The organism is Pseudactinotalea sp. (assembly GCF_048594945.1).
Taxonomy (GTDB): Bacteria; Actinomycetota; Actinomycetes; order Actinomycetales; family Beutenbergiaceae; genus Pseudactinotalea.
The window spans coordinates 1-5986 of the sequence record NZ_JBMDXJ010000359.1 but is presented as its reverse complement, the minus strand read 5'-3'; the positions used below and the strand labels follow the sequence as shown (position 1 = coordinate 5986).

General features: G+C 68.1%; 8 protein-coding genes. All 8 read left to right on the top strand.

All coding sequences use genetic code 11. The annotated features are described in order from the left end of the window. On the top strand, window positions 1-1746 hold a 1746-nt coding region (gene mbhE / locus ACOJSN_RS16405), incomplete at its 5' end, for a hydrogen gas-evolving membrane-bound hydrogenase subunit E (protein WP_420113565.1). Continuing rightward, the gene (locus tag ACOJSN_RS16400; protein WP_420113564.1) at window positions 1746-2174 is read left to right on the top strand and encodes a sodium:proton antiporter; all 429 of its coding nucleotides are present in this window, start codon (window positions 1746-1748) and stop codon (window positions 2172-2174) included. The genes mbhE and ACOJSN_RS16400, both read left to right, overlap by 1 nt. Then, entirely contained in the window at window positions 2171-3676 is a 1506-nt protein-coding gene (locus tag ACOJSN_RS16395) for a monovalent cation/H+ antiporter subunit D family protein (RefSeq protein ID WP_420113563.1), read from the top strand. The genes ACOJSN_RS16400 and ACOJSN_RS16395 overlap by 4 nt, the downstream gene beginning before the upstream one ends. Next, window positions 3673-4029 carry a Na+/H+ antiporter subunit E gene (locus tag ACOJSN_RS16390; protein WP_420113562.1) on the top strand — a complete coding sequence of 119 codons (357 nt, stop codon included), beginning with the start codon at window positions 3673-3675 and terminating at the stop codon, window positions 4027-4029. Before ACOJSN_RS16395 ends, ACOJSN_RS16390 begins: the two co-directional genes overlap by 4 nt. Further along, window positions 4026-4283, top strand: coding sequence for a monovalent cation/H+ antiporter complex subunit F (locus ACOJSN_RS16385; RefSeq protein WP_420113561.1), 258 nt, complete (start codon window positions 4026-4028; stop codon window positions 4281-4283). The genes ACOJSN_RS16390 and ACOJSN_RS16385 overlap by 4 nt, the downstream gene beginning before the upstream one ends. Then, window positions 4280-4618 carry a cation:proton antiporter gene (locus ACOJSN_RS16380; protein ID WP_420113560.1) on the top strand — a complete coding sequence of 113 codons (339 nt, stop codon included), beginning with the start codon at window positions 4280-4282 and terminating at the stop codon, window positions 4616-4618. The genes ACOJSN_RS16385 and ACOJSN_RS16380 overlap by 4 nt, the downstream gene beginning before the upstream one ends. Continuing rightward, window positions 4618-4827, top strand: a complete 210-nt coding sequence (locus tag ACOJSN_RS16375) for a hypothetical protein (protein WP_420113559.1) — start codon at window positions 4618-4620, stop codon at window positions 4825-4827. The genes ACOJSN_RS16380 and ACOJSN_RS16375 overlap by 1 nt, the downstream gene beginning before the upstream one ends. 143 nt (window positions 4828-4970) lie before the next feature. After that, window positions 4971-5840, top strand: coding sequence for an alpha/beta fold hydrolase (locus ACOJSN_RS16370; protein ID WP_420113558.1), 870 nt, complete (start codon window positions 4971-4973; stop codon window positions 5838-5840). Window positions 5841-5986: the final 146 nt, after the last annotated feature.

Sequence of the window (5986 nt, the reverse complement as noted above, 5' to 3'; positions counted from 1 at the left end):
TTCATGCTGGTCGGGCTGGTGGAACGCCGAACGGGAACCCGTGATCTGCGGGAGCTGTCGGGGCTGGCAAGGGCCATGCCCTGGGACAAGGCGATGCTGGTGGTGGCTTCGCTGAGCATGGCTGGGGTGCTGCCGACGCTGGGATTCGCCAGCAAGGAGCTCCTCATCGACGCCTTTGTGCACGGTCCCGGCGATCCCGTCGTTGTGGTGGTGACGACCGCAGCGGTGGTGCTCAGTGCCGTCTTGACCGTGGCTTACAGCGCCCGGGTGGTGGTGGCCACGATGTTCGGTCCCCCGGTCCCGCTGCTGTCGCGCTGGCGTGACTCGGCTCCGATGTCGGTGGCGATCGCGGTCTCGGCCGTCGCCGGCCTCGTGCTCGGACCAGGCGTAGCGCTGCTGGAGCCAGTGGTGGCTCCGGCGGTGATGGCCGTCGCCGGTATCGAGGCAGGCGACGTCCCCTCGCTGTCCCTGTGGCACGGCGTGAACCTCGCCTTGGTGCTGTCCACCGTCGCGATCGTGCTCGGGGTGTTGCTGGTCACCGCCGGACGGCACGTCCTGGAGCGCGTCCTGGTCCACCGTCAGCTGCTGCCGTGGACCGGTTCGGATACTGTCCAGGCGGTCCACGACGCCATCATCGCGATCGGTCGCCGGACCGGCGATCTGACACGATCGGACGTGCCTGCTCGTCAGCTGGCGGTGCCGGTGGTGCTGTTAGGTTGCGCGACGATCGCGCCGCTGTGGTTGTGGCGTGGTCTGCCACCATCGGCGACGGGTGCGGTCGCCCCGATCGACGTGGGTTTGCTGGCGCTGCTGCTGCTGGGAGTGGTGGCGGTGCTGACAGCGCGCGCGCGGTTGACGGCGGTGCTGGGTGCGGGTACGGCCGGGTTCGGCGTCGTGCTCTGGTTCCTGGTGCTGGGCGCCTCCGACGTGGCACTGACCCAATTGCTGGTCGAGGTGCTGACGGTCGCGGCGATGGTGCTGGTGCTGCCGCGGATGTCGCGACTCTTCTCACGCACCGGCCGTCGGCGCCGGTCAGCGGCGGCCGCCACGGCGGCCGTTGCCGCCGGTGTAGCAGCCACCGGTGCCACGCTCGTCTTCACCGGGCACCGATCACTGTCGGAGGTGGGGCGCTACTTCCAGATCCATGCACAGGACGACACCGGCGGGACCAACGTGGTCAACACGATCCTCGTGGACTACCGGGCGCTGGATACCTTGGGAGAGCTCGTGGTGTTGGCCATCGGTGCAGTGGCGATCTCGGCCTTGCTTGATGCTCGGCGCCTGGTGGAGCGGCCGGGCCAGGTCATGAGCGGACCGCTGCGCGACCCCGAGCGCAACAGCCGATTCCTGACCACGGCCGACCGGGCGCTGATCCCCGTGATGATTGCCATTTCTGTGTACCTGCTGCTGCGTGGGCACAACGCACCAGGCGGCGGCTTCATCGCTGCCCTGGTGGGGGCATCGGCGTTGGTGCTGGCCTACCTGGCCTCGGCCACCGACGAAGTGCCGCGCGTCCAGCGCCCTTACCTGACGATTGCCGCAGTCGGCGTGCTGGTCGCTGTCGGAACCGGGGTGCTCGGACTGTTCGACGGGTCGTTCCTGCGCCCCCTCCACGCCGAGATCCTAGGTGTCAAGCTGACAACGGCATTGATCTTCGACGTCGGCGTCTATCTGGCGGTGCTGGGGATGATGCTGTCGGCCGTGGTGCGGGTGGGCACCACCGGCCGCGAGGCGGTGAGGCGCTGATGTTCCTCGCCCTGAGCATCGGTGTGCTGGTGACCGGAGCCGTGTATCTGCTGCTTCAGCGGGACCTGCTGCGCGTCATCCTCGGATTCGTGCTGCTCAGTCACGCCGTCAACTTGCTGCTCTTCAGCGCCGGCGGCTCGGATCGCCGCGGCGAGCCGCTGGGCGGCGACCTTGACCCGGGCACGACTGCGGATCCGCTGCCGCAAGCCTTCGTGCTGACGGCCATCGTGATCGCCTTCGCGATCACCATCTACCTGCTCGTGCTCGCCGTCACCGGTTCGTCCGACGACGTCGACGGCCCGGCCGAGCACGGGCCTGGCGGCGATGCCGCGGGCAGCTCGGAAGGCTCGGACCAGGACACGGACAGCGACGGCACCGCTCCGGCACGCGGGCGCGTCGCGGGACTCGAGGAAGAGGCGGGGCGATGAGGCAGGAGCTGTTGCCGCTGGTGGTGGCGACTCCGCTGCTGGCCGCGGGGGTGGCGCTGCTGGTGCGCCGGCGCGGTCACTGGCCCGCCACGATCATGATCGTGCTCCTGGTGCTCAATCTCGTCGCAGGTGTGGTCCTGGTCGCGGCCACCGCCGATGGCAGCGTCCTCGCGCACCAGGTCGGCGGTTGGGGACCGGGCATCGCAATCCCGTTCGTGGTTGACGTGTTCTCTGCGCTGATGGTGCTCGTGGCAGGGGTGCTGTCGCTGGCCTGTGCCGTCTTCGCACTCGGGTCAGGCGTCGGTCGGCTGCCGCTGTTCGCGCCCCTTCTGATGGTCCTGACCGCAGGCGTCAACGGCGCCCTGCTGACCGCGGACCTGTTCAACCTGTTCGTCTTCATCGAGGTGATGCTGCTGCCCTCCTACGGGCTGCTGATGATCGCCCGTCGACGGCGTGGAACCGATCGCGCCGTCACCGGCTCGCGGCTGTACGTGACCTTCAACCTGTTCGTCTCCACCATGTTCCTGACCGGGGTCGCGCTGGTCTACGGCGCGGCTGGCACCGTGAACCTCGCGGAGCTGGCCGGCGCAGCGGCGCATTCGCCACAGGTCGCGGCCGCGACGGGGCTATGTCTGCTGGCGCTGGCGATGAAAGCGGCAGTGGTCCCGGTCCACGGATGGTTGGCCCGCGCCTATCCCTCGACCTCCCCAGCCGTGACCGCACTGTTCTCGGGCTTGCACACCAAGGTGGCGATCTATGCGATCTACCGGATCTACGCCGTCGTCTTCGATGGCGACCAGCGCTACCTCTGGATCGGGGTCGTGTTGTTCTGCGCCACGATGCTCGTCGGCGTCCTCGGTGCCGCCGGTGAGAACCGGATGCGCTCGATCCTGGCTTTTCACATGGTCTCCCAGATCGGCTACATCCTGCTTGGGGTAGCCCTCTTCGGGCCGATCGGCCTCACGGCCGGCATCTTCTACCTGCTGCACCACATGATCGTGAAGGCGTCGCTGTTCCTGTCCGTCGGAGCAATCGAGACCCGCTACGGCACTGACACGCTCGAGGATCTGCGAGGCCACGTCGGCCGCCACCCGGTTCTGGCTGCGGCGTTCGGTGCAGCGGCGCTCTCGTTGGCGGGGCTGCCCCCGTTCTCCGGGTTCGTGGCCAAGCTCACCCTCATCCTGGCCGCGTTCGACGCCGGTCAGGTCATCGCCGTGGTGATCGCGCTCGTGGTCAGCGTCATCACGTTGCTGTCGATGCTGAAGATCTTCTCCGCGGTCTTCGCGCCCACGCTGCAGCGCTCCGGAACCCGGTCCATGGGCTCGGTCACACTCGACGACCCGCCGCGCGCCCGGCGCTGGGCGATGACCGCTCCTGCAGTTGCCCTGGCTGCGGTGACGCTCGGGCTCGGCGTGGGCGCGCAGGGACTGCTGGATCTGACCGCGACCGCGGCGGCTGGTCTGGTCGACACCACCGCATACGTGCAGGCGGTGCTGGTGTGAGCGCCGCCCTGACACTGCCGCTCCGCGTCGTGGCCTTCACCGCATGGTTCGCCTGGCAGGTCATCCGCTCCTCGGCACAGGTGCTGGCCGATGTGCTCACGCCGGGTTCGCGGGCCACACCCCGCGTGGTGCGCCTGGAGCTGGGGCGCGCCGCGGACTTGCACACCACAGCCATCAGCGTGCTGATCACGCTCACCCCCGGCACGCTCGTGCTCGGCCACGACAGCGACAGCGAGCGATCCGTGGTCCTCGTGCATTCGATGTACCACCGATCCACCGAGCAGGCGCTGGCCGACCTGCTGGACATGGATCGCCGCTTGTTGCACAGCTGGAGTCTGCGGAGGACCCCATGATCGCCCTCGACATCGCTCTGGCAGGCTGCGGCATCGCCCTGCTGCTGTCCGGCTGGCGGATCTTGCGTGCGCCGACTCCCGCGGACCGAGTCATCGCAGCCGACCTGCTCACCTTCAGCCTCATCGCGATCATCGCCCTGATCGGCACGCGGCTAGCCCGCGCCGGCACCTTCGACCTGGTGTTGATTGCCACTCTCGTCGGGTTTCTCGCCGCGATCTCCCTTGCCCGCGCGCTGACGGGAGGGAAGCGATGACCGCACTCTCCGTGACCGGGCAGGTCTTCATGGTCCTGGGTGCCCTGATATTCATCAGCGCCGCCGCGGGCCTGTGGCGGTTGCGGGACGTCTACGCTCGAGGCTCCTCGGTGGCCACAGCCGCCGGTCTCGGCGTGGTCTTCGTGACGGTCGGAGCCGTACTGACCGACCCGGAGATCAGCTCCCTGATCAAGGTCGCACTGGCCGTCGCCCTGCAGCTGCTCACCTCTGCCCTGGGCGCTATCACAATCGCTCGCTCGGCAGCCCTGAGCGGCCACCCGTTCGCCCCAGGAACCGATATCCGCGCGCTCACGACCCACGAGAGGACGCCGTAATGCTTCATCGTCGAACAGCGGAAGATCATTCATCATGGTGGCACCGCAATGGCGGGATCGTGCTCGTCGCGGCTGCTGCCGGTTTTGCCGCCGCGTTCGCGCTCACCATGCGCTTGCTCGTAGCTCGCCACGACGACGAGGACGAGTCAACCAGCTCCGCACACGTCAGCGAGAACATGCTGGCGCTCATGCCGGTACTGGGCCTGTAGGGGGTCTCGGCAACCGCTACGCTGACCGTTGGTGAGCCGGGAAGCCTGGTCGGCGGACGCATAGGCGTTCCCTATCCCCGTCAGAGCGAAGGTTCACCATGAGCGGTTTCTCCTTGCCCACGTTCCCTGGGGCCGAGTGAGCTGTGGAAGAGCACATCTATCGATACGCCAAGGCGGCGCGCGCACGCGCCATCATCACGGCCTGGTGCGAAGGCGAGTTCGACTCCTGGCCGCAGGCCCACGACAGGGAGGTCGTCACGACCGTTGCCGGGCCGACCCATCTGGTCCGAGCAGGCTCGGTCGACGCGCCGAGTACGGTCGTGCTCCTGCCCGGTTCCAACAGCTGTGCCGCCAACTACCTCCCCGCTATCGGTGTCCTGGCACGCCGTCACCGGGTCATCGCCGTCGATGTGCCGGGCGAGCCCGGCCTCAGCTCGCCTCGTCGCGTGCAGGGTGCGCGCGATCGACAGCTCGCAGTCTGGTTCGCTGAGGTTCTCGATCACCTTGGTGAGTCCGTCACGGTGATCGGGCACTCCCGAGGCGCAGCTGTGGCACTGAGCGCTGCGTCGCCATGGATCAGTGCGCGCGTCCTGATCTCACCCGCCGGCATCCGCCGGCTCCGGCTGCCTCCCGCACTGCTGTACGCCTTCGCTCGATGGGCATTGTCCCCCACCCCGCGAACCGCGTCCCGTCTCGTGCGACATCTCCAGGGCCCGGGGCAGTCCCCGGTTCCCAGCTGGATCGAGTGGATGACTCTCGTCGGTCGCTACACCTATCCCAGCCTGGCCCCCTCGCCCGTCGCCGACGAGACACTTCGCCTAGCCGCCCGCCGGCCCCTGCTCGTCAGCAGCGGGGAGTACGACCCTTTCGTGCCGCCGAAACACATCCGCCCTCGGGTCATGGAAGCGCTGGCGAGCGAGGTTCACACGCTTCCTGACACGGGGCACTTCTTGGACATCGCGGCATGGCAGGAGATCGCGGCGCAGATCCAGTCGCACGAACAGCGAACATGATCCGACCGACAGTGGAGCAGTGCTACACCGGACGGTCGATGGGCGCATTGCGGTCACCATCTGAATCGAGCTAACTCAGGTCTGCTGAGGGCTGCTGGCGCACAGTCGCCACGTTCGGGCGCTGATCGGTGTCGTAAGGTCGGGGG

Coding starts and splice junctions, on each gene's coding strand:
- ACOJSN_RS16400 (WP_420113564.1), top strand. CDS start 1,746: ATGTTCCTCGCCCTGAGCATCGGTGTGCTGGTGACCGGAGCCGTGTAT.
- ACOJSN_RS16395 (WP_420113563.1), top strand. CDS start 2,171: ATGAGGCAGGAGCTGTTGCCGCTGGTGGTGGCGACTCCGCTGCTGGCC.
- ACOJSN_RS16385 (WP_420113561.1), top strand. CDS start 4,026: ATGATCGCCCTCGACATCGCTCTGGCAGGCTGCGGCATCGCCCTGCTG.
- ACOJSN_RS16380 (WP_420113560.1), top strand. CDS start 4,280: ATGACCGCACTCTCCGTGACCGGGCAGGTCTTCATGGTCCTGGGTGCC.
- ACOJSN_RS16375 (WP_420113559.1), top strand. CDS start 4,618: ATGCTTCATCGTCGAACAGCGGAAGATCATTCATCATGGTGGCACCGC.